This window comes from Rhizobium lentis (assembly GCF_017352135.1).
Classification (GTDB): domain Bacteria; phylum Pseudomonadota; class Alphaproteobacteria; order Rhizobiales; family Rhizobiaceae; genus Rhizobium; species Rhizobium lentis.
Map to the genome: position 1 here is coordinate 2,553,054 of NZ_CP071454.1, position 21,667 is coordinate 2,574,720.

At 62.2% G+C, this 21,667-nt stretch carries 17 protein-coding genes; 10 read left to right on the top strand and 7 right to left on the bottom strand.

The genetic code is table 11. The features are described 5' to 3' along the window. Positions 1-9 precede the first annotated feature (9 nt). The 3 genes from zwf to J0663_RS12330 all read right to left on the bottom strand — a co-directional run bounded on the left by zwf (position 10) and on the right by J0663_RS12330 (position 4,361). On the bottom strand, positions 10-1,485 hold the full coding sequence (gene zwf, locus J0663_RS12320) for a glucose-6-phosphate dehydrogenase (protein WP_207240612.1): 1,476 nt from the start codon (positions 1,483-1,485) through the stop codon (positions 10-12). 134 nt (positions 1,486-1,619) lie between these two features. Then, on the bottom strand, positions 1,620-2,915 hold the full coding sequence (locus J0663_RS12325; protein WP_207240613.1) for an NAD(P)/FAD-dependent oxidoreductase: 1,296 nt from the start codon (positions 2,913-2,915) through the stop codon (positions 1,620-1,622). Positions 2,916-2,924: 9 nt separating this feature from the next. After that, positions 2,925-4,361 carry a glutamine synthetase family protein gene (locus tag J0663_RS12330; RefSeq protein WP_207240614.1) on the bottom strand — a complete coding sequence of 479 codons (1,437 nt, stop codon included), beginning with the start codon at positions 4,359-4,361 and terminating at the stop codon, positions 2,925-2,927. A 109-nt stretch (positions 4,362-4,470) separates the two neighbouring features. Here J0663_RS12330 and J0663_RS12335 point away from each other — a divergent pair, with 109 nt between their 5' ends. The 4 genes from J0663_RS12335 to J0663_RS12350 all read left to right on the top strand — a co-directional run bounded on the left by J0663_RS12335 (position 4,471) and on the right by J0663_RS12350 (position 11,052). Then, the gene (locus J0663_RS12335; RefSeq protein ID WP_207240615.1) at positions 4,471-5,670 is read left to right on the top strand and encodes a BaiN/RdsA family NAD(P)/FAD-dependent oxidoreductase; all 1,200 of its coding nucleotides are present in this window, start codon (positions 4,471-4,473) and stop codon (positions 5,668-5,670) included. A gap of 140 nt (positions 5,671-5,810) precedes the next feature. Continuing rightward, a complete protein-coding gene (locus J0663_RS12340; protein ID WP_207240616.1) occupies positions 5,811-5,954 on the top strand; it encodes a hypothetical protein in 144 nt (47 codons plus the stop codon). A gap of 313 nt (positions 5,955-6,267) precedes the next feature. Then, positions 6,268-8,799 carry a methyl-accepting chemotaxis protein gene (locus J0663_RS12345; RefSeq protein WP_207240617.1) on the top strand — a complete coding sequence of 844 codons (2,532 nt, stop codon included), beginning with the start codon at positions 6,268-6,270 and terminating at the stop codon, positions 8,797-8,799. Between the two features lie 405 nt (positions 8,800-9,204). Next, positions 9,205-11,052: a methyl-accepting chemotaxis protein gene (locus J0663_RS12350; RefSeq protein WP_207240618.1), complete on the top strand. Its 1,848-nt coding sequence runs from the start codon at positions 9,205-9,207 to the stop codon at positions 11,050-11,052. Here the strand turns inward: J0663_RS12350 and J0663_RS12355 are convergent. Then, positions 11,025-11,279, bottom strand: a complete 255-nt coding sequence (locus tag J0663_RS12355) for a hypothetical protein (protein WP_207240619.1) — start codon at positions 11,277-11,279, stop codon at positions 11,025-11,027. The two genes, J0663_RS12350 and J0663_RS12355, sit on opposite strands and share 28 nt — an antisense overlap. A gap of 89 nt (positions 11,280-11,368) precedes the next feature. Between J0663_RS12355 and J0663_RS12360 the strand changes: the two genes are divergently transcribed. Then, entirely contained in the window at positions 11,369-12,238 is an 870-nt protein-coding gene (locus J0663_RS12360) for a LysR family transcriptional regulator (protein ID WP_207240620.1), read from the top strand. Positions 12,239-12,353: 115 nt separating this feature from the next. Here J0663_RS12360 and J0663_RS12365 read toward each other — a convergent pair whose 3' ends face one another. Then, a complete protein-coding gene (locus tag J0663_RS12365) occupies positions 12,354-12,590 on the bottom strand; it encodes an SMc00767 family acetate metabolism repressor (RefSeq protein WP_207240621.1) in 237 nt (78 codons plus the stop codon). A 21-nt stretch (positions 12,591-12,611) separates the two neighbouring features. Beyond that, complete coding sequence (gene aceA / locus J0663_RS12370; protein WP_207240622.1) at positions 12,612-13,901, bottom strand: isocitrate lyase; 1,290 nt, start codon at positions 13,899-13,901, stop codon at positions 12,612-12,614. A 192-nt stretch (positions 13,902-14,093) separates the two neighbouring features. Between aceA and J0663_RS12375 the strand changes: the two genes are divergently transcribed. The 5 genes from J0663_RS12375 to J0663_RS12395 all read left to right on the top strand — a co-directional run bounded on the left by J0663_RS12375 (position 14,094) and on the right by J0663_RS12395 (position 19,696). After that, positions 14,094-15,503, top strand: a complete 1,410-nt coding sequence (locus tag J0663_RS12375) for a helix-turn-helix domain-containing protein (RefSeq protein WP_207240623.1) — start codon at positions 14,094-14,096, stop codon at positions 15,501-15,503. Positions 15,504-15,627: 124 nt separating this feature from the next. Further along, positions 15,628-16,725, top strand: coding sequence for a polyamine ABC transporter substrate-binding protein (locus J0663_RS12380; protein WP_207240624.1), 1,098 nt, complete (start codon positions 15,628-15,630; stop codon positions 16,723-16,725). Positions 16,726-16,817: 92 nt separating this feature from the next. Beyond that, on the top strand, positions 16,818-17,960 hold the full coding sequence (locus J0663_RS12385; protein WP_207240625.1) for an ABC transporter ATP-binding protein: 1,143 nt from the start codon (positions 16,818-16,820) through the stop codon (positions 17,958-17,960). Positions 17,961-17,963: 3 nt separating this feature from the next. Continuing rightward, positions 17,964-18,875 carry an ABC transporter permease subunit gene (locus tag J0663_RS12390; RefSeq protein WP_207240626.1) on the top strand — a complete coding sequence of 304 codons (912 nt, stop codon included), beginning with the start codon at positions 17,964-17,966 and terminating at the stop codon, positions 18,873-18,875. A gap of 2 nt (positions 18,876-18,877) precedes the next feature. Continuing rightward, a complete protein-coding gene (locus J0663_RS12395) occupies positions 18,878-19,696 on the top strand; it encodes an ABC transporter permease (RefSeq protein WP_207240627.1) in 819 nt (272 codons plus the stop codon). A gap of 1 nt (position 19,697) precedes the next feature. Here the strand turns inward: J0663_RS12395 and J0663_RS12400 are convergent, their stop codons facing one another. Beyond that, complete coding sequence (locus J0663_RS12400) at positions 19,698-21,590, bottom strand: AsmA family protein (protein ID WP_207240628.1); 1,893 nt, start codon at positions 21,588-21,590, stop codon at positions 19,698-19,700. Between the last annotated feature and the right edge of the window lie 77 nt (positions 21,591-21,667).

Sequence of the window (21,667 nt, forward strand, 5' to 3'; positions counted from 1 at the left end):
GATGTCGTCCTAGATGTCGTCATGCCAGGTGCGGCCGTCGCGCTCGATCAGCGCGATGGCCTGGCTCGGGCCCCAGGTGCCGGCCGTATAGCCCTGCACCTGCTGGCCGGTGGCTTCCCAACCCTTGAGGATCGGATCCACCCATCTCCATGCGGCCTCGACTTCGTCGCGGCGCATGAACAATGTCTGGTTGGAGCGGATCACGTCCATCAGCAGGCGCTCGTAGGCGTCGGGATTGCGGACATTGAAGGCCTGGGCGAAGCTCATGTCGAGCGATACGCTGCGCAACCGCATGCCGCCCGGGCCCGGATCCTTGATCATCAGCGACTGCTTGACGCCCTCATCCGGCTGCAGTCGGATGATCAGCTGGTTGGCGACGATGCGTCCGGCCGCCTGGTCGAAGATCGCATGCGGGATCGGCTTGAAGGTGATGACGATCTCGGACATGCGTCCGGTAAGCCGCTTGCCGGTTCTGATGTAGAAGGGAACGCCCGCCCAGCGCCAGTTGTTGATCTCCGCCTTGATGGCGACGAAGGTCTCGGTGTTGGAAACGCCGCCTTCGAGCTCTTCGAGATAACCCTTGACCGGGCCGCTGCTCGAGGCCCCGGCCCGGTACTGGCCGCGAACCGTCGCCTGCTCGACATTGGAAGCGTCGAGCGGCTTCAGGGCGCGCAGCACCTTCAGCTTCTCGTCGCGAACGGCTTCCGAATCCATCGACGAGGGCACTTCCATCGCCGTCAGGCAGAGCAGCTGCAGGATGTGGTTCTGCACCATGTCGCGCAGCGCACCGGCCGTATCGTAATAGCCGGCGCGGCCTTCGAGGCCGACCGATTCCGCCACGGTGATCTGCACATGATCGATGTAGTTGGCGTTCCACAGCGGTTCATAGAGCGCGTTGGCAAAACGCAGCGCCATCAGGTTCTGCACCGTCTCCTTGCCGAGATAGTGGTCGATGCGGAAGATCTGCTCTTCCTTGAAGACGCGGCCGATCGTGTCGTTGAGCTGCAGCGCCGAGGCGAGGTCGCGGCCGATGGGCTTTTCGACGACGATGCGGGTCGACTTGGTGATCAGCTTGTGATCATGGATCTTTTGCGAAATGTCGCCGAAGATGCCAGGTGCGACCGCCAAATAGAAGCCGCGCACCCTATCCTTGCTTTCGTCGAGCAGTTTTTTCAGCTCATCCCAGCCGGTGTCCGTGCGGGCGTCGACTGAAACATAGTAGAGGCGGGCACAGAACTTCTCGACCTCAGCTTCGTCGTATTCACCTTTCTTCAGGTGTTCCTTCAGCGCGTCCCTGGCGAACTTGCGATATTCCTCATGCGAAAGCGGGCTGCGCGAGGCGCCGATGATACGCGTCGGCTCCTTGAACTGGCCCTCGATCTGGCGATGGTAGAGCGCGGGCAAAAGTTTCCGCTCGGCAAGGTCGCCGCTGCCGCCGAAGACGACGCAATCAAAGGGCTCAACGGGAATGATCTGGCTGCTCATGAGCTTGTCTCTCAATCAGGCTGGTTGCGGCCCTTTTAATCTAATCGATTTAAAAAAGCCAGTGTGCAGTGCAATGAATCTGTCAGGCACCCGGTTTTAGAGCGAATTGCCGGAAGAGGAAATCCGCAATCGGACTAAAACTTGTCGCGAAGCGCAAACCACGACAACGCGAGGAAAAGCAGCGGCGCCCGCATCCAGGCTCCGCCGGGAAAGGCGGGAATATCGAGCGATTTGAATAGGTCGAGATCACTAGATGTCCCAAGCACCGTTTCCGCGTAAAGCTTGCCACAGTAGTTTGACAGCATGACGCCATGGCCGGAATAACCGCCGATCGAGGTGACGCCGGGCATGACTTCGCGCACGAAGAGCTGGCGCGGCATGGTGATGCCGACGCTGCCGCCCCAGGCATGGGTGATCCCGACGTCTTTCAGGTCAGGATAGATTTCGGCGATCTGCCGGCGGATATGCTTAGAAATGTCTCGCGGATTGTCCGCCGTATAGGCCTCGCGTCCGCCGAACAGCAGCCGGCCTTCGACTTTGCGGAAATAGCGCACGACGAAGCGCGAATCGGCGACGGCCTCGCCTCCCGGCAGCACATCGGGATGGCGGTCGAGCGGAACAGTGGCGCCGATGAAGGAGCGGATTGGCATGATATGGCTTGCAGTCACCGGTTCGAGGCCGTCGATATAGCCGTCGCAGGCGATCAGCGCGCGGCTGGCGGTGATCGTGCCCCTTGCGGTTTCGATCCTCACCTTGCCGTCGCCCTGGCGGATCGCCGTTGCCTTGGTCATCTCGAAGATCGCGGCGCCGGCATTGGCGGCCACCCGCGCCAGCCCGATGAGCAGCTTCAGCGGATGGATATGGCCGGTGCCGACGTCGCGCACGCCGCAATAAAAACGCTTCGAGCCGAGCCGCTCCTGCGTTTCCTTCGCGTCCATGAAGCTCACATGCGGATAGTCGTAACGCTGCGCGGCGATTTCGGCATTCTGACGATAGTCGCGTTCGTAGCTTGCCTTGTGCGCGACGTTGAGCTGGCCGGGCACATAATCGATCTCGATCTGATGTTCTGTGGCGAAATCGAGAAGATGGCGCTTGGCCGCCTCGGCAACATCAAACAGCGCCCTGGAGCGTTCGTAGCCGATCTTTTCCTCGAGTTCTTCCGGCCACCAGCGCTGGCCCGTGCCGAGCTGGCCGCCATTGCGCCCGGACGCCCCGTCGCCGAAGCGCCAGGCCTCGATCAGCACCACCGAGACGCCTGACCTGGCAAGGTTATAGGCCGCCTGCAGGCCCGTATAGCCGCCGCCGACAATGGCGACGTCGCATGTTCTGGAGCCGTCGAGCGCGGCATAGGTCGGCCGCTCCCCGACGGTTGCCTGATACCAGGATAGCCCGGGCGCGATCGGGCTCTGCCACATCTGCTGCGATGCCATGACGCTCCCTCACACGTTGAGCAGAAGGAATTCCCGCTCCCAGGGGCTGATCACCTGCATGAAGGTCTCGAACTCGCCACGCTTGACACCAGCATAAAGGCCGATGAACTGCTTGCCGAACACCTCTTCGAAGGCAGGCTCGTCCTCCATCAGGGCGACGGCTTCCAACAGGCCGCGCGGCAGGTCAATCGAGCCCTCATTGGCTGAATCCTCCGTCGGCGCCGTCGGCTCGATCTCTTTCATGATGCCGAGCAGGCCAGAGGCAAGCGAGGCGGCGAGCGCCAGATAGGGGTTGGCGTCCGAGCTCGGCAGCCGGTTTTCCACACGCCGCGCCTGCGGATCGGAAACCGGAACGCGGAAAGCGGTCGTCCGGTTATCATAGCCCCAGGCATTGTTGACCGGGCAGGACATATCGGGCTGCAGGCGCCGGTAGGAATTCACATAGGGCGCAAGCATCGCCAGCGCGCTAGGCACGAATTTCTGCATGCCGCCGATGAAATGGAAGAATTCCCTAGAGGCCGATCCATCCGGATTGGAGAAGACGTTCTTGCCCGTCTCGAGATTGACCACCGACTGGTGGATATGCATCGCCGAGCCCGGCTGGCCCTGCATCGGCTTGGCCATGAAGGTCGCATAGATGTCGTGTTTCAGCGCCGCCTCGCGGATCGTCCGCTTGAACAGGAACACCTGGTCGGCAAGCTCGATCGGATTGCCGTGGCGCAGGTTGATCTCGAGCTGCGCCGGTCCCTCCTCGTGGATCAGCGTATCGATCTCCAGACCCTGCTTTTCCGAGAAATGGTAGATGTCGTCGATCAACTCGTCGAATTCGTTGATGCCGGCGATCGAATAGCCCTGGCCGCCGAGGATCGATCGGCCGGAGCGGCCTTTCGGCGGGTGCAGCGGGTAGTCGGGATCGTCATTCTTGGCGACCAGGTAGAACTCGATCTCGGGTGCGACGATCGGCTTCCAGCCGCGGTCGTGATAGAGGCTCATGATCCTCTTCAAGACGTTGCGTGGCGTATAGGGCACTTCGCCGCCGTCCGAATCGACGATGTCGCAGATCACCTGCGCCGTCGGGTCGGTCTCCCAGGGCACGACCGATAGCGTCGAAAGGTCGGGCATCAGCTTCAGGTCGCTGTCGCGCGGTTCGTATCGGAAGCTCTCCGTCTCCTCGGGGTACTCGCCCGAAATCGTATGCCGGTAGATCGCCGAAGGCAGCGCCAGCGAAGTGTTCGAAGTGAATTTCGAGCTCGGCATCATCTTGCCGCGCGGAACGCCGGCAAGGTCCGGCGTGATGCATTCGATGTCTTCGATGCCCCTGGCCCGCAGCCACTGCGCCGCTTCCTTCCAGTTCGCAACGCCGCGCAGGGATCCGGGATCCGGAGGAGTTTTCGTCGAGGCGGGTACGTTTCTGGCAGGCTTCAGCGTCGTCTTTTTTGGGGACATGACACACCGGTTTGGTTGATCGTGGCGCCATCATAGCCGGACTTTGCCAATTGGCGAGGGGTTGAAAACGTTGACTTTCGTCCTTTGATGGAAAAAGAAGGCGCGACTTTTGATCGGGGAAACGGGTTTGCAGCGCAAAAGCGACGTCATCGTTATCGGCGCCGGGGCGGCGGGCATGATGGCGGCCATTCGCGCCGGAAAACGCGGCCGTTCGGTCGTCGTTCTCGATCATGCGAGGGCGCCGGGTGAGAAGATCCGCATATCGGGCGGCGGCCGCTGCAATTTCACGAATATCCATGCCGGGCCGAAGAATTTTCTCTCCGCCAATCCGCATTTCTGCAAGTCGGCGCTCGCCCGCTTCACGCCTGCCGATTTCATCGCCATGGTCGACCGGCATGGCATTGCCTGGCACGAAAAGACGCTGGGCCAGCTCTTCTGCGACGATAGCGCCAAGGACATCATCCGCATGCTGCTGGATGAGATGCGCACCGCTGGCGCGGTCCTGCATCTCGGCACCGAAATATCAGGCGTCGAACGGATGGCGGCGGGCTTCCGCGTCTCCACCGGCGAGGTAGCCTATGAAGCATCGTCTCTCATCATCGCGACCGGCGGCAAATCCATTCCGAAGATGGGCGCCACTGGCCTTGCCTATCGCCTTGCCGAGCAATTCGGCCTCGCCGTGCTCGAAACCCGCCCCGGCCTCGTGCCGCTGACACTCGATCCCGGCCTGCTCGAAGCCATCGCGCCGCTGTCCGGCATTTCCGCCCCGGCCGAAATCCGCCATGGCAGGACCGCCTTCCGCGAAGCGCTGCTCTTTACCCATCGCGGCCTCAGCGGGCCCGCGATCCTGCAAATCTCCTCCTACTGGCGGGAAGGCGACGAGATCGTCGTTGCGGTCGAACCGGATATCGATGTCGCCGCGCAGCTGAAGACGGCAAAGCAGATGAACGGCCGCCAGTCGGCGCAGACGGCGCTAGGCCAGATTCTGCCGAAGCGGCTGGCGCAGTTTCTCGTCGAGAGGGAGAATATCGCCGGCAATATGGCCGATCTGCCCGACCGGACGCTTCTGCGCCTTGCCGACAGCGCCCAGAACTGGATCGTCAAACCTTCCGGCTCGGAAGGCTATCGCACCGCCGAAGTGACGCTCGGCGGCATCGACACGGCGGCGCTCGATTCCCGCAGCATGGAGGCAAAGGCCGTTCCCGGCCTCTATTTCATCGGCGAATGCGTCGACGTCACCGGCTGGCTCGGCGGCTATAATTTTCAATGGGCCTGGGCTTCCGGCTATGCTGCCGGCGAATACGCATAGAAATATACATCGATTCAAGACTTCTTAAGAGAGGTGCGCCATCCTGTCTCAATTGCCGGATCGCAAAGCTTTTCCCAAATTAAGCTTTACCGGCAAGCCGTTTTGTTGGACTGTTGTGTCATAAGAGTGAGGTTTCGAATATGACCAGAAACGCACGACGCGCCCGCGCCATCGCAATCACCCAGGCAAAACCTGACGCCCGGATAAACGCCCTGCGATACCTGATGCTCGCAGCCGGCGCGACCGCCGCCAGCCTGGCACTGCTGCTCGCCCACCTCATCTGATCCTTCCCGCGCGCCTGAAAGCAACCTTGCCGGCCCCCGATCGCGACACGACGGCCGCTCAATGCATAATTTGTAGTTATTTCACCGCCTTGGCTTAAGCCGCCATCACCGCTTATCTGAAAATTAATATCTAATCTGACACAATTGCCCGCGATTATTTGGGCATTTCCAAGTCTGCTTGGACATGAACTGGCAATGACTGCCGCCTGGCCTCCGGGTTCCCCAATGAAAATTGAATAGCTCGATGTGCACTCGGCTGGCGCGCCTTACGGCTGCCCGCGGGAGGAGTAGTGTATGAAAGGCCCGGAACGTCATGTTGATTGATAAGATTCTTTCCCGCTTCAGGATCAAGACGAAGGTTTTGATCTTCGTTCTGCCCTTTGTCGTCACCATCTCGGCGGTGGGCCTGACAGGCCTTTACGCATCCGGGCTTCTCCAGGGCCGCATGGAAATCTCCAACAGCGTGCTGCAGTCGCTGAGCGGGTTCAAGGATCTTTACGGTTCGATGGACGACTTTCTGCGCATCACCAGCCAGCAGGCGCGCGACAAGCTGCTGGCGGATCTGAAGACACAGCAGGGCGTGCTCGATCAGACGCTCGACCAGGTCGGCGAACAGGCGGCAGGCCGCGACAGCCTCGCGGAAGCGTCGAGCCGCACCAAGGACATTTCGGGCGTCGTCGACAAGCTCTGGGGCCTGCATGAGCAGGAACAGGCGCTGCACGAGCAGATCGACGCGGCGCAGAAGAGCCTGATCAGCACCCGCTTCACTGTCTCCTACCAGGCCGAGGAATTGCAGACCGCGCTCCAGCGCGACGAGAGCGCCGCCACCGTCACCCTTCGTACGGCCGATCGCCTGCTCAAGGGCGGCGATTTCCTCGGCACCGTCGCCAGCGGCTACAGCAAGCCGCAGACGCCGCAGGACAAGATTGCCTTCATCAATGAACAGATGCCGGAGATCGTCAAATCCCAGCGTCTGATCGCCATTTCGGTTCCGACCAATCAGAAGAACGTCGTCGACGCGTTGGCCGCGACCATCGACAGCATCAAGGCGATCGCCCAGATGCCCAATCCGACCGACGAGAACGTCGCCGAACTTGGCCGTCTCGTTTCCCGCTTCCGCCAGACTTCGACCTATACGCAGCTGACCGCGACGCAGAAGATGCGCGAAGCGACCCAGCGTTTCGCCGAGCTCGAAGGCCGCATCGCCCAGACCAACTCCGTCCTTCAGGATACCCGGCGCCTGGAAAATTCCGTCTATGCGCTGCAGATCGTCCTGTCCGATTTCCTCGCCAACTCCAGCAAGGATAATCTTGTGCGCCTGCAGCAGCAGGCCGGCACGCTCGGCAAGGACATGCAGGTGCTGACCACCAGCGCCAAGGGCATGGGCTTTGCCGAAGGCATATACGGCGCCATCCAGCCGGCACTCGACGCCATTTCGAGCGGCGGCTCGAAGATCGTCGATACGATCGGCGAGCGCGTCACGGCCTATGCCGCCGCTCGCCAGGAGCTCGACCAGATCTGGACGAAGCTGACCAATTTCGCCGAGCTGCAGAAGCAGACGGCCGGCACCGAGCGCACCCAGGCAAACAGCATCTCGGTCCTGACCACCGGCCTCGGCATCCTCCTGTCGATCCTCGGCGGCATCGCCCTGGTGCTGACCTTGCAGCGGCCGATCAGCCAGATTACCGCCGCCATGCGCCGCATCGCCGAAGGCGCTCTGGACACCAGCATAACAGGCGAGCAGCGCTACGATGAAATCGGCGACATGGCCCGGGCGCTTGGCATCTTCAAGGAAAATGCGATCTCGAAGATCCGCATCGAGGAGCAGAGCGATGAGGAACGTGCTGCCGCCGAACACGAGCGCCAGCGCAACGACGCCGAAAAGCGGGAGATGGACCGCCAGATCGAATTCGCGGTCAACGCGCTTGCCGCCGGCCTCGAACGCATGTCGCAGGGCGACATCTCGACGACGATCGAAACGCCTTTCATCGGCCGCCTCGAGCAGCTGCGCCAGGACTTCAATGGGTCGATGCTGCGCCTGCAGGCGACGATGAGCCAGATCCGCGACAATGTCGAATTGATCCAGGGTAACGGCAACCAGATGGCCCAGTCGGCCGAGGATCTCTCCAAGCGCACCGAGCAGCAGGCTGCCTCGCTCGAAGAGACCGCCGCCGCCGTCGATCAGATCACCGTCACCGTCCGCTCGTCGGCCGAACGCGCCAAGGATGCCGACCAGATCGTCCGCCAGGCCAAGCGCAGCGCCGATGATTCCGCCGTCGTCGTCAACAATGCGATCGACGCGATGGGCCGCATCGAGGATGCCGCGCGCCAGATCGAACAGATCATCGGCGTCATCGACGAGATTGCCTTCCAGACCAACCTGCTGGCGCTCAACGCCGGCATCGAGGCGGCGCGTGCCGGCGAGGCCGGCAAGGGCTTTGCGGTCGTCGCCATGGAAGTCCGTGAACTCGCCCAGCGTTCCGCCGCCGCCGCGCAGGAGATCAAGGGCCTGATCAACAAGTCGACCAGCGAGGTCAGCTCCGGCTCGCAGTTCGTCCAGGAGACCGGCACGGTGCTTGCCAAGATCAGCGCCCAGATCGTCACGATCAGCCAGCATGTCGAGATGATCGCCCGCGCCAGCCACGACCAGTCCAACGCGCTGCAAAGCGTCAACTCGACGGTCAACCAGATGGACCAGATGACGCAGAAGAACGCCGCCATGGTCGAGGAGACGACCGCTGCCAGCCGCGAACTGGCCGACGAGGCCGACGCGCTGCGCCGCCTGATCCAGCAGTTCAAGATCGACGGCGAGGCGGCCGAAGCGCAGGTTTACCGCGCCGCCTGATCGTCGACCGACTCCGTCTTTACGCGAACGGCCCTGGACTTTCCGGGGCCGTTTTCATGTGTTGGGGTCGTGGACATCCGGCCAAGAAGATCGCCGCTTCGCCCCTCATCCGGCTGCCGCCACCTTCTCCCCGCTCGCGGGGCGAAGGGGGATGGCCGCAACCTCTCGGTTCCTCACTCACCTCTCGCGGGGCACGTCCCCTCTCCCCGCGAGCGGGGAGAGGGCTAGGGTGAGGGGCAGCCATCCGCGCAAACGGGCAGTAATGGAGCTGTTCCTCTATCCCGCCGGGACAATAAAAAAACACCCGAAAACAACACCGGTGAATATTGCCGCCAACCAGATTTACGGAAAATTTTCCTTAACGCTTTTCCTCTAATTTAGCCCTCATTGCCGTCGGGGGTTTTGATGCTGCGCCTTTTCTCTACGTCTATCGTCCGCCAGATCGTCGCGATCACGCTGTTTCTGCTGGCGATCAGCACGGCCGCCATCGTCGGCGTGACCTATTACAATCTGAGCAATCATGTCATGGACGGGGCGGTCGCCGACGCCAAGGAAGCTGCCCGCGCCATGGCCGTTCTTTACGGCGCGGCCGATCAGGCGGCAAAGGTCGAGCTGAAGGACAATCAGCTCTCCGCCGTGACGGAGGACACCGTTCCGGCCCTTGCCGATCATTCGCTGGTCGACCGCACGGCGCAGTCGATTGCCGGTGTTGCGACGATCTTCCAGAAGCAGGGCGGCGACTACGTCCGCATCTCCACAAACGTCAAGAAGGAAAACGGCGACCGCGCCGTCGGCACCAAGCTCGCAGCCGAACACCCCGCCCAACCGGTTCTTGCCAAAGGCGAGGCCTATTACGGCCCGGCGGTGCTTTTCGGCCGCCAGTTCATCACCGGTTACTTCCCGATCAAGAACGCGTCGAACGCCAACGTCGGCATTCTCTTCATCGGCATTCCGATGGAGGTCTATTACCAGCGCCTGAATGAGCTGCAGATCCTCGTTCTCGGCGTCGGCGCCATTGTCATGCTGATCGTCGGTGTTGTCGCCTACTATGCGATCCGCCTGTCGGTAAAACCTTTGCAGGCGCTGACCGCGAGCGTGCATTCGATTTCCGCGGACGATCTCGATGGGACGATCCCCTGTCTTGAGAAGAAAAACGAGTTCGGCGATATCGGCCGGGCCCTGGCGCTGTTCCGTGACAGCGCCAAGGCCAGGCGCGATCTGGAAAGTGAAGCAGTCGCGCAGCGCGCCTCGAGTGACGCCGAACGCGCCCGCAACGATGCAGATAAGCGCTCGCTCGACAGCCAGATCGATTTTGCCGTCAGCCAGCTTGCGGCCGGCCTCGGACGTCTGTCCCAGGGTGATGTCTCGCAGACGATCGGCACGCCCTTCGTCGGCCGGCTGGAGCAGCTGCGCGTCGATTTCAACGCCTCCCTGCTGCGGCTCCAGGATACGCTGTCCGGCATTCGCGACAGCGCCTCGACGATCCAGCGCAACAGCAGCGCCGTTTCGGCCTCCGCCGATGAGCTTTCGAAACGCACCGAGGCGCAGGCGGCGAGCCTGGAAGAGACCGCCGCCGCGGTGGAGGAGATTACCGTCACGGTTCGCTCCTCCGCCGAGCGGGCTCGCGAAGCCAACAACGTCGTCGCCGCGACCAAAAGGACGGCGGACAATTCCGGCACCGTGGTCGGCGATGCTGTCGCCGCCATGGAGCGTATCGAAGAGGCCTCGCAGCGGATCGAGCAAATCATCGAGGTGATCGACGACATCGCCTTCCAGACCAATCTTCTGGCGCTGAATGCCGGCATCGAGGCGGCGCGCGCGGGCGAGGCCGGCAAGGGCTTCGCGGTCGTCGCGCAGGAAGTCCGCGAACTCGCCCAGCGCTCGGCCGATGCGGCGCGCGAGATCAAGTCGCTGATCGAGACGTCGAGCCGGGAAGTGACGGCAGGGTCCGAACTCGTCCAGAAGACCGGCAGCGTCCTTGCCTCGATCAGCCAGGAGATCATCTCGATCAGCGGCCACGTCGAGACCATCGCCACGGCCAGCCGCGATCAGTCGGCCGCGTTGCAGGAGGTCAACGGTTCGGTCAACGCCATGGACCAGATGACCCAGAAGAACGCGTCGATGGTTGCCGAGACCACGCAGGCAAGCCGCCTGCTGGCCGGCGAGGCCGATACGCTGATGGCGCTGATCGAGCGTTTCCGCATCGGCGCAGAACCCGCCGCTGCTCACCTCGGCACAAGAAAAGTCGCCTGAGGAGCCCGGCAGCGACTGCCGCAGGACTGCCCCGCAACGTTGCGGCGCGTTCGTTTCGATGCGGCGCGTCTGAGAATAAGGTCGAGCGACGTCAGCCAGGCGGCGAAACGAACGACGCTGCTCTCTCCGAACTCGGCATAGAATTGATCCTCGTCCGCCTCGCTGCCGCTCGGGCGGCGAAGGGGGCGAAATCCATGCACGGCTGCGACGGTGATCAAGTCGATCATGGGGATGTCCTTTCGCTTTAAGACATCTCACGATTTAGGCATCGAATTTCTCTTCATAAACAGAGAAATCCCCGTTATGTTTTTCACCGATGAAAAACGCAAACTGGGATTCCTATCAGCTTTTCCTGCAGGTCGCCCGGCTCGGCGGCTTGACGGGGGCGGGTGCCGCAAGCGGACTCAGCCCCGCGACCATCGGCCGGCGCATGCTCGATCTCGAACAGGAGGTCGGCCGGACCCTGTTTTCGCGCAGCCAGACCGGATATCGCCTGACGCAGGATGGCCAGGCGCTGCTCGATCACCTCCAGGACATGGAGGCCGCCGCCCGCAAGGTCGAGGCCTGGCGGCAATCCGCTGGGGGCGGCACGACCGTGAGGATCACCGCCGGCACCTGGCTCGCGTGGCTCCTGACGGAAAATTTCGCCGCGATCCGCACGCCGGGCGATGCCTTCGCCGTCTCCCTCACCATCGGCGAGGCGCGGGCAAGTCTTGCCTATCGCGAGAGCGATATCGGCATTCGCGCCTTCGAGCCGGAGGAAGCCAATCTGGCAGCGCGCCAGCTCGGCGAGGTGGCTTATGCCGTCTATGTCAGACGCAACGCGGCCGAGACCGACGAGCGCTGGATTGCCGTCGGCGAGGAGGAGGCGATATCAGCCTATCTGCGTTGGCCGCACGCCCACGCCGCCGCTGACATCGTCGCCACCGTCAATCGGCCGCGTTCGCTGCCGGATTTGGTGCGTGCCGGCGCCGGCAAGACCGTGCTTCCCTGTTTCGTCGGCGATCTCCATCCGGAATTGCAGCGCCAGGGCGGTGAATTGCCGGAATTGCGCCACCGTCAATGGATCGTCATGAATGCCGAAGACCGTCATCGCCCTGAGATCCGGACAGTTGCCGACCGCATGATCAAGCTCATCCGAAGCTATGCCGATCTCTTCGCCGGAAAACGGCCGAGCCGCGGCTGACGCCTGCGGCATTCGGCGCGGATGCGAGACGATAAGGCGCCCGCGCAGTCTCGGAGGCGCGGGCGCTCTGATCGATGGCGCGGTCCGATGTCGCCGGGCCGCGTCGGTTGTGCCGTCAATGCCGGTTGGTGAGAACGACCGGAATGAGCAGGTCGCCCCAATTGCCGTCGCCGCCGTGATGACGGGCCGAGCGCACCAGCTCGACCGAGACGCCGGCCTCGACGGCTTTCATGACGGACTGGTTCAGCCGGTGCAGATCGTTGGCGAGCATGCGGATCATCGTCTGCTGATCCTCATTCATGCTACTTGCCTGCTCCTCGGCCCGTTCCCGGACGCGTGCGATGGATGCCATGGTCTTATCCTCCTCTTCGGTTCATTCCGCAGCCGGCTTGAACTGCGCATGTTCGGTTGAATCGTGCATTGCGGTGGTCGAAGACCGGCCGCCGGTGATGGCGAGCGACACGGCGTCGAAATAGCCGGTGCCGACCTCGCGCTGATGTTTGGTTGCGGTATAGCCGTTGACCTCCGCGGCGAATTCGGCCTGCTGCAGCTCGGAATAGGCCGACATCTGTCGCTGCCTGTAGCCGCGCGCCAGTTCGTACATGCCGTAGTTCAGCTGATGGAAGCCGGCGAGCGTGATGAACTGGAACTTGTAGCCCATCGCGCCGAGCTCGCGCTGGAACCTTGCGATGGTCGCCTCGTCGAGGTTTTTCTTCCAGTTGAATGACGGCGAGCAATTATAGGCGAGCAGCTTGCCGGGATGGACTTTGTGGACGCCCTCGGCAAAACGGCGCGCCTGCTCGAGATCCGGCTTGGAGGTCTCGCACCAGATCAGGTCGCAATGCGGCGCATAGGCGACAGCGCGCGCAATGCACGGTTCGATGCCGTTTCTGACCTGGTAGAAGCCTTCGACCGTGCGTCCGGCATCGTAATCGACGAAGGGCTGGTCGCGCTCATCGATATCGGATGTCAGGAGTTTTGCCGCTTCCGCATCGGTGCGGGCGATGACCAATGTCGCCACGCCCATGACGTCGGCGGCAAGCCGGGCAGCGTCGAGATTGCGGATATGGGCGGCCGTCGGGATCAGCACCTTGCCGCCGAGATGGCCGCATTTCTTCTCCGAAGCGAGCTGGTCCTCGAAATGGACACCCGCAGCACCGGCCTCGATATAGGCCTTCATGATCTCGAAAGCGTTGAGCGGCCCGCCGAAACCGGCTTCCGCATCGGCAACGATCGGCGCAAACCAAGTCTCGACGGAAAGCCCGTTGCCTTCTGATGTCTCGATCTGATCGGCGCGCTGCAGCGTGCGATTGATGCGCTTGGCAAGCTCCGGCCCGGCATTGGCGGGATACAGCGACTGGTCGGGATACATTGCCGATGCCGTATTGGCGTCGGCAGCCACCTGCCAGCCGGACAGATAGATCGCCTTCAGCCCGGCGCGCACCATCTGCATTGCCTGGTTGCCGGAGAGCGCGCCGAGCGCATTGACGAAGTCCTCCTGGTGTATCAGCCGCCACAGCCGGTCCGCCCCCATTTCGGCGAGCGTATGGGTGAGCGCTACCGAGCCTCTGAGCCGCTGCACGTCCTCGGCCGAGTAGGGCCTCTCTATGCCGTCGAAGCGACCTGCTGGTGCGTTTCGGACAAGCTTGTAAAAATCGGTCATGCTGCTCTCCTTGCTGAAAACCGTCATCGGGTGGATGGATGACAAGATTGACAATTTCGCGTGGTATAGCCAGGAAAAACCTTTGATTTTCGCCTGGGAAAGAGGTTAAGATGGCGAGGATTGACAGAGGGGCGCTGTGAATTTGTAAAATTTTGTAAATAAAACGCTCATGGTCTTTGTCAAAGGTGTGACATGGCGGAACGGAAGATATTCGCGGGTCCGAAATTGCGGCGCATCCGCAATGCGCTGGCGCTGACGCAGACCGCCATGGCCGAGGCGCTGGAGATTTCGCCCTCCTACCTGAACCTGATCGAGCGCAACCAGCGGCCGTTGACGGTCCAGCTCCTGTTGAAGCTCGCGGCGGTCTATCGGGTTGATCTGGAGGAGTTGCGGGGCCAGACCGGCGGCAGTCTCGGCCAGCTCAAGGAAGTCTTCGCAGATCCGCTGCTTTCGGGCGAGCTGCCCGGCGATCAGGAACTGGTCGAGGTGGCGGAGGCGGCGCCGAATGCCGCCAGCGGCATGATCAAGCTCTATCGTGCCTATCGCGAGCAGGCGGCACGGCTGTCGGATCTGACGGCGCTGATGGCTGCCGAGGGGCATGCGCCCGTCGCCGCCGGCCGGTTGCCGCTGGACGAACTGCGCGAGACGCTGGAGCGCAGACCGGGCTATTTCGGACGGATAGAGGCCGCGGCGGAAGCCTTCGCCGCAACGTTGCCCGGCGGCCTTGATCTTGCTGCGGGGCTGAAGGACTGGCTGCGCGCCGAGCGCGGCATTGCGGTGCGCATCCTGCCCGTGCACGTCATGCCGGATTTGCGCCGCCGTTTTGATCGTCATTCGATGCGGCTTTTCATTTCGGAACGGTTGTCCCCGGCCGATCGTGCGCACGAGATCGCTGTCGAAGCCGCCACCCTTGCATTGCGGCCGGCCATCGATGCCGAGCTCAACGATCTCTCGTTTTCCTCCGCCGAGGCGCACCGCATTGCCCGTTTCGAGCTTGCCCGCATTGCGGCTCTGGCGCTGGCAATGCCTTATGAGGCCTTTCTTTCGGCGGCCAAGGCGACGCGTTACGACATCGATATTCTTCGTTCGCGTTTCGGCGTCTCTTTCGGCCATGCCGCCATGCGTCTGACGATGCTGCAGCGCCCGGGGGCGGCAGCCATCCCCTTCTTTCTGGTCGAGATCGATGCCGCGGGCCACCGGTTGCGGCGAGCCGGCGCCCAGGGCTTTCCGCAGGCCCGTTTCGGTGGCGACTGTCCGAAGCTCAATATTCACGCCGCCTTCCTGCAGCCGGGCCAGATCCTCGCCGAGACGGTCGTCATGCCGGATGGCACATCCTTCTTGACGGTCGCCCGCACCCTGGAGGGGCCGAGCGTCGAATTCGGTGAAAGGATCCGGCGAACCGCGATTCTGATCGGCTGCGATGCCGCCCTGGCGGACGGACTGGTCTACGGGCAGGCGACAGCGCTCGATCCGGTTGCGATCGGTCCGGCCTGTCGGCTCTGCGAGCGGCGCGGCTGCCTTTCCCGCGCAGAGCCGCCGGTAACGCGGCCGCTCGGGCTCGACGAGATGGTGGCGGGCCTCAGCGCCTTCGACTTCCAGTGATTGTGAAATGATTGGGGACGCAGTTTTTGCGCTTGTGGGCTTAGAAATTCCTTCTTAGTCTGCGGACAAAACCAGAGGGAAAAGCTGTCCGGATTGCGGGCTCTTTGAACAAACAGGAGAAGTCATGAGGTCAACCATCGCAAGCGTGACGGCGGTCGCCGTCGCCGCGCTCCTTTCCGCCGCGCCGGCCGTTGCGCAGGAGCGTGTCGTCAATGTCTACAACTGGTCGGATTATATCGACGACAGCATCCTTGCCGATTTCACCAAGGAAACCGGCATCAAGGTCGTCTACGACACCTTCGATTCGAACGAGACCGTGGAAACCAAGCTGCTTGCCGGCGGCACCGGTTATGACGTCGTCGTTCCCACGGCCGACTTCCTGCAGCGCCAGATCCAGGCCGGCGTCTTCCAGAAACTCGACAAGTCGAAGCTGCCGAACCTGACCAACATGTGGGACGTGATCCAGCAGCGGACCGCTGCCTATGATCCGGGCAACGAATACGCGGTCGACTACATGTGGGGCACTGACGGCATCGGCTACAACGTCAAGAAGGTTGCCGAAATCCTCGGGCCGGATGCGAAGCCGGGTCTCGAAGTGATCTTCGACCCGAAGGTCGCCGAAAAGTTCAAGGACTGCGGCATCTACGTGCTCGACTCGCCGAAGGACGTCATGACCACGGCTCTCAGATATTTGGGCCTTGATCCCAACTCCACCAAGGCCGAGGATTTCAAGAAGGTCGAGGAACTGCTGACGGCGGTCCGCCCCTATATCCGCAAGTTCCACTCCTCCGAATACATCAACGCCCTTGCCAATGGTGATATCTGCATCGCCTTCGGCTTTTCCGGCGATATGCTGCAGGCCCGCGACCGCGCCGCCGAAGCCAAGAACAATGTCGAGGTCAACTATTCGATCCCCGTGCAGGGCGCTCAGATGTGGTTCGACATGATGGCGATCCCCGCTGATGCCAAGCACGTAGCCGAAGCGCATGAGTTCTTGAACTATATGATGAAACCCGAGGTCATCGCCAAGGCGAGCGACCACACCTTCTATGCCAATGGCAACAAGGCCTCGCAGCAGTTCGTCAGCAAGGAAGTGCTGGAGGATCCGGCTGTCTATCCGACGGAGGAGGTGATGAAGAATCTCTTCACCGTCAAGCCGTGGGACCCGAAGACCCAGCGCACGGCGACGCGGATCTGGACGAAGGTCGTTACCGGCCAGTAAGTCGATGCCAGGCCCGGACGGAAACGTCCGGGCCTTTCAATTACCGGCCCGGGGTGGAGGCCGGCTGAAAACTTATGTTCTCGGGGAATATTATGAAATCTTTGGGCAATATCCGCCGCGCATTCGCACCCTGGACCGATCCGTCCGCAAAACCTTTCATCGCCTTCAAGAATGTCACCAAGCGCTTCGGCAATTTTACCGCCGTCAATGACCTGTCGCTGAATATCTATCACCGCGAGTTCTTCGCGCTGCTCGGGGCGTCCGGTTGCGGAAAGTCGACGCTGCTGCGCATGCTCGCTGGATTCGAGCAGCCGACGTCGGGAGAGATCGTTCTCGACGGCACCGATCTCGCCGGCACGCCGCCCTATCAGCGACCGGTCAACATGATGTTTCAGTCCTACGCGCTTTTCCCGCACATGACGGTCGAGAAGAACATCGCCTTCGGCCTGAAGCAGGATGGCATGCCGAAGGACGAAATGACCGAGCGCGTCGCCCAGATGCTGAAGCTGGTAAAGCTCGAGCAGTTTGCTTCGCGAAAACCGAACCAGCTCTCCGGCGGCCAGCGCCAGCGCGTCGCGCTCGCCCGTTCGCTCGCCAAGCGCCCGAAAGTGTTGCTGCTCGACGAGCCGCTCGGTGCGCTCGACAAGAAGCTGCGCGAGGAAACCCAGTTCGAGCTGATGGATCTGCAGCAAAGTCTCGGCCTCACCTTCGTCGTGGTCACTCATGACCAGGAGGAGGCGATGACCATGGCCGACCGCATCGCAGTCATGAGCCACGGCAAGGTGGTGCAGGTGGCAACGCCCGCCGAAATCTACGAGGCGCCGAATAGCCGCTTCGTTGCGGACTTCATCGGCGACGTGAATATCTTCGACGGCAAGGTGACCGCGTCGGGAGACGGCGCAGTCGAGATATCAGTCGAAAGCGGCTTCACGATCCGCAGCGCCGCCACCGAGACGCCGGCCGTCGGCAATTCGGTCGGTTTTGCCATCCGCCCGGAAAAGATCCGTGTGACGCGCGCAGCACCCGCGAACGCCTCGGTCAATACAGCCAAGGGGGAGATCTGGGATATCGGCTATCTCGGCGACATGACCGTCTTCCACATCAAGCTGCCGAGCGGCAAATTCGTCAGAGCCTCTTCCCTCAACGCGCAGCGTTCCGTCGACGACCCTTTTACCTATGATCAGGACGTCTGGGTTTCGTTCGATGAGAATGGCGGCGTGCTGCTGAAGGATTGAGCCATGGAAACCTTCGCATCACGGTTCTATAGCCGCCTCGTCATTATCATTCCCTATGCCTGGCTGCTGCTTTTCTTTCTTGCCCCGTTCTTCATCGTTTTCCGCATCTCGCTGTCGACGACGGCGATCGCCATACCGCCTTACGAGCCGGTCTTCTCATTGGCCGATGGCTGGAGCGGTTTCTGGAGCAAGGTCGCAACCTTCTCCTGGGACAATTACGGCTATCTCATCGATGATCCGCTCTATTTCAACGCCTATCTGTCGAGCGTCGTCATCGCGGCGATTTCGACCTTCCTGATGTTGCTGATCGCCTATCCGATCGCCTATGGCATGGCGCAGGCTCCGCGGAGCATCCGCCCGACGCTGCTGATGCTCGTGATCCTGCCGTTCTGGACGAGCTTCCTGATCCGCGTCTATTCCTGGATCGCCATCCTGAAGCCGGAGGGGTTGCTGAACCAGCTTCTTCTGTCGCTGCATATCATCGACAGCCCATTGATCATCCTCAATACCACGACGGCCGTCTATATCGGCATCGTCTATTCCTACCTGCCCTTCATGGTGCTGCCGCTCTATTCGGCACTCGAAAAAATGGACGGCACGCTGATCGAGGCGGCCCAGGATCTCGGCTGCACGCCGATCCAGGCCTTCTGGCGCGTCACGTTCCCGCTGTCGATCCCCGGTGTGGTGGCCGGCTGCATGCTGGTCTTCATCCCTGCAGTCGGTGAATTCGTCATCCCCGATCTTCTCGGCGGTTCGCAGACGCTGATGATTGGCAAGACGCTCTGGAACGAATTCAATGCCAACAGGGACTGGCCGGTGTCCTCGGCGGTCGCAACGATCCTGCTCATGATCCTGGTGATCCCGATCGTCTTCTTCCAGAATGCGCAGGCCAAAGCCGAAGAGCGGGGGAAATAAGCATGCTGAGATGGACCCGTTTCAACATCATCTCCGTGATGCTCGGCTTTGCCTTCCTATACCTGCCAATCGTGCTGCTGGTGGTCTTTTCCTTCAACGAGTCGAAGCTGGTGACCGTCTGGGGCGGCTTTTCCACCAAGTGGTATGTCTCGCTGCTGTCGAACCAGGCGCTGCTCGATGCAGCCTGGGTGACGATCCGTGTCGGTCTGCTGTCGGCCACCTTCGCGACCATCCTCGGCACCATGGCGGCGCTGACGCTGGTGCGCTACACGCGCTTCCGCGGCCGCATGCTCTTTTCAGGCATGGTCTATGCACCGCTCGTCATGCCCGAAGTCATTACCGGCCTGTCGCTTCTGCTGCTCTTCGTGGCGATCGGCTTCGATCGCGGCTTCTGGACGATCACGCTGGCCCATACCACGCTGACCATGTGTTTCGTTGCCGTCGTCGTGCAGTCGCGGCTGCTGAGCTTCGATCAGTCGATCGAGGAGGCAGCCCAGGATCTGGGCGCGCCGCCGGTTCGGACCTTCTTCGAGATCACGCTGCCGATCATCTCGCCCGCGGTGTTTTCTGGCTGGATCCTGGCCTTTACCCTGTCGCTGGATGACCTCGTGATCGCAAGCTTCACCTCCGGCCCTGGCGCAACCACGCTGCCGATGAAGATCTATAGCCAGGTGCGCCTCGGCGTGACGCCTGAGATCAATGCGATCTGCACGATCCTGATCGCCATCGTCGCAGTCGGCGTCATTTGCGCCTCGATCATCACCAAGCGGCGCGAAGTGCAGCGCGAGCGCGATGAGCGGGCGGCGGCGGCGACCGCCTGATCTACCGTGCGTGGGGCATCGCGCCAAAATGCGGAACCGGTGAGACGACCGGGTTCGGCCAGGAGCCGCCGATGAAGAACGGCAGAAGCGGCAGCTCTGCCGCCTTGGCCGGATCGGTTGCCTCCAGCGATCCGGACAGCGCCAGCCCGTTCGATTGATAGGTGATCATGCCGGACAGAGCCAGCGTCTGCGCCGGTCCGACGATAAGGGCGTCGTGGATTTCGGCGGAGCCGTTGGCGAAGTCGGCCTGAAGGTCCAGTCGGTTGAAGGTGAAGGCGCCGCTTGCCGCCGCGCTCAGCGGGAAGAACGGCTTTTCGGCCGCCTCGGTCCGGAGCGCCGCCACGTCGATACCCGGGATCGTGCCTTCTCTCGTCCAGAAGCGGAGCCTGCCGGTGACGTCGGCAAGGCCGGTGGTCCAGATCGCTTTCGGCGACCGCAGGTCGAGATCGAGCGATCCCGTCGCGAGCGGCAGCGGCCCCTTGAGCTGCAGGCGCTCGGCAAGGCCGGCGAAGTCGGCGTCGCGGATCGACAGCTGCAACTTGCCGCCGCCGTCGAAATCGCGCCGCGTCGCTTCCAGATGCGCGGTCATTTCGCCGCCTTCGAACTGGCTGTCGCCGATATCGAACTTCGCCTCGCCGCCTGAAACAATCATGCTGGCGCCGACATCGGAAAGCTCGAAGAGGCCCATCTGCGCGCGTCGCGCCGAAAGCCTGACGTCGACGTCGAGCAGCTGCAGCGGTTCGGCCGTGGCGGCGGAGATTTCCTCGGCCTCGCCGGCTGCAAGCCTCAGCGCGAAGGCGTCGAGGAACGGCTTGAGATTCATCTGGTCGAAGGCAAGCGTGCCGCCGATTTTCGGCCGTCTGCCGGGTTGGGTCGAAAGGTCCATTACGCCGGTGGCGCTCGCATCGTTCAGCGAGAGGCTGAGATCGTTGAAACGCAGCCCGCTGCCTGACGACATGATGTCGGAGTCCAGCGAGGCGCTCTTCAGCGTCCCGACGCCGGGGATCGATCTGCCCGACCATGTCAGAAGCGCAGGCACATCGGGAATGCTGACGGCGATATTGCCGGAAAGGGCCGAAAGGCTGGCGATGCTGGCGACCCCTTGGAAACGGGCCGTCAGCAGGTTCGACGTCAGCGAGGTCCGCGTCTCGGCGCTCTTGCCGGCAAAGGCGAGCAGCGGCTGGCGCGAGGCGAAATCGACCTTCAGGTCCACGCCGTTGATGCGGGCGATGACGACGGCCGAGATCGCGCCCGACAGCCGAGGCCAGGCGATGTCGGCCGTGACGCTGTCGAAATGGTAGGTCCTGGCGCTCCTGATGTCGGTGACGACAAGCGTGCCGTCCTCGACGGTCACCGCACCGATCTCGGCATCGAGATCGCGATCGAGCACTTCGGCACCATTTTCATAACGCACGCCGCTGATCGCGCGGGCAAGCAGGCCGGCGTAACTCCAGTCGATCAGCCCTTTCTCGTCACGCGTCAGTGCAAGATTGGGACGCAGCAGGTGGAATTCGTGGAAGCTCGTCCGCCCCCTCAGTGCGTCGATGAGGCTGAAATCGGCCGACAGGCTTTCAATGCGGCCGAGCAGCTTGTCGCCGCTTTCGCGCGGCTGGCGAATGGTGATCTGGTTGATCGTAATGCGCGGCGTCGGCCAGAATTCGAGAACCGGGCTGCCCTTGATCTCGGCGTGATAACCGGTCCATTTCGACAGGGCGTCCTCAATGCCGGATCGCACGAAGCCGGTCGTGATGAGATAGGGCGCTGCGACCCTCAGAGCCACGAACAGCCCAAGCGCAATCAGCAGGAGCACAGTCGAGACACGGGCGAAGGCCGGAAGCCAGCGCGAAACGGATCCGATCTTCCTGCGCCACCTGCGATGTCGAAACGTACCCATGATCTCTGCCGATTGTGCGCTGATTTCGCCCGATATATCAAATATCAGGCCTATGCAAACCCAATGCACGTTGACTG

Bases quoted from the DNA above. Each gene is read 5' to 3' on its own strand.
- zwf (WP_207240612.1), bottom strand. From the start codon at position 1,485: ATGAGCAGCCAGATCATTCCCGTTGAGCCCTTTGATTGCGTCGTCTTC.
- J0663_RS12325 (WP_207240613.1), bottom strand. From the start codon at position 2,915: ATGGCATCGCAGCAGATGTGGCAGAGCCCGATCGCGCCCGGGCTATCC.
- J0663_RS12330 (WP_207240614.1), bottom strand. From the start codon at position 4,361: ATGTCCCCAAAAAAGACGACGCTGAAGCCTGCCAGAAACGTACCCGCC.
- J0663_RS12340 (WP_207240616.1), top strand. From the start codon at position 5,811: ATGACCAGAAACGCACGACGCGCCCGCGCCATCGCAATCACCCAGGCA.
- J0663_RS12345 (WP_207240617.1), top strand. From the start codon at position 6,268: ATGTTGATTGATAAGATTCTTTCCCGCTTCAGGATCAAGACGAAGGTT.
- J0663_RS12350 (WP_207240618.1), top strand. From the start codon at position 9,205: ATGCTGCGCCTTTTCTCTACGTCTATCGTCCGCCAGATCGTCGCGATC.
- J0663_RS12355 (WP_207240619.1), bottom strand. From the start codon at position 11,279: ATGATCGACTTGATCACCGTCGCAGCCGTGCATGGATTTCGCCCCCTT.
- J0663_RS12360 (WP_207240620.1), top strand. From the start codon at position 11,369: ATGAAAAACGCAAACTGGGATTCCTATCAGCTTTTCCTGCAGGTCGCC.
- J0663_RS12365 (WP_207240621.1), bottom strand. From the start codon at position 12,590: ATGGCATCCATCGCACGCGTCCGGGAACGGGCCGAGGAGCAGGCAAGT.
- aceA (WP_207240622.1), bottom strand. From the start codon at position 13,901: ATGACCGATTTTTACAAGCTTGTCCGAAACGCACCAGCAGGTCGCTTC.
- J0663_RS12375 (WP_207240623.1), top strand. From the start codon at position 14,094: ATGGCGGAACGGAAGATATTCGCGGGTCCGAAATTGCGGCGCATCCGC.
- J0663_RS12380 (WP_207240624.1), top strand. From the start codon at position 15,628: ATGAGGTCAACCATCGCAAGCGTGACGGCGGTCGCCGTCGCCGCGCTC.
- J0663_RS12385 (WP_207240625.1), top strand. From the start codon at position 16,818: ATGAAATCTTTGGGCAATATCCGCCGCGCATTCGCACCCTGGACCGAT.
- J0663_RS12390 (WP_207240626.1), top strand. From the start codon at position 17,964: ATGGAAACCTTCGCATCACGGTTCTATAGCCGCCTCGTCATTATCATT.
- J0663_RS12395 (WP_207240627.1), top strand. From the start codon at position 18,878: ATGCTGAGATGGACCCGTTTCAACATCATCTCCGTGATGCTCGGCTTT.
- J0663_RS12400 (WP_207240628.1), bottom strand. From the start codon at position 21,590: ATGGGTACGTTTCGACATCGCAGGTGGCGCAGGAAGATCGGATCCGTT.